Source organism: Pleomorphomonas sp. JP5, assembly GCF_023721815.1.
Taxonomy (GTDB): Bacteria; Pseudomonadota; Alphaproteobacteria; order Rhizobiales; family Pleomorphomonadaceae; genus Pleomorphomonas.
In genome coordinates, this window is the sequence record NZ_JAMDLI010000024.1 from 1 (window position 1) to 504 (window position 504).

A 504-nucleotide genomic window follows, 5' to 3' on the forward strand; every position below is an offset into this window, starting at 1 on the left:
CCGTCGTAGGTCTTGGACGCGCTGTTGGCGGTCACCGTCAGCGAAGCCTTGTTCACCGTCAGAGCACCCGCGACATAGCTGATGTCGTAGTTGCCCGACGTCAGACCGGAGGCGGTGAGCGTGTAGCTGCCGGCATTGACCGCACCTTGCGACGTGCCGTCGTAGGAGAGCGTGCCGCCGAGCACCGAGGCCGTCTCGCCGTTGACCAGGCCGGCGTAGGTCACGCCATTGCCACCGCTGTAGGCGAGGCCGTCGTAGGTCTTGGACGCGCTGTTGGCGGTCACCGTCAGAGCAGCCTTGTTCACCGTCAGGGCACCCGAGACATAGCTGATGTCGTAGTTTCCGGAGGTGAGGCCGGAGGCGGTGAGCGAGTAGCTGCCGGCATTGATCGCACCGTCGGCCGTGCCGCCGTAGGAGAGCGTGCCGCCGAGCACCGAGGCCGTCTCGCCATTGACCAGACCGGCGTAGGTCACGCCATTGCCACCGCTGTAGGCGAGGCCGTCG

The 504-nt window shown here is 66.5% G+C and carries 1 protein-coding gene; it reads right to left on the bottom strand.

Features of this window, described 5'->3' with window-relative positions:
- Positions 1-504: MBG domain-containing protein (locus tag M4J40_RS22335; protein ID WP_251756634.1), on the bottom strand; the 504-nt coding region annotated here is incomplete at both ends.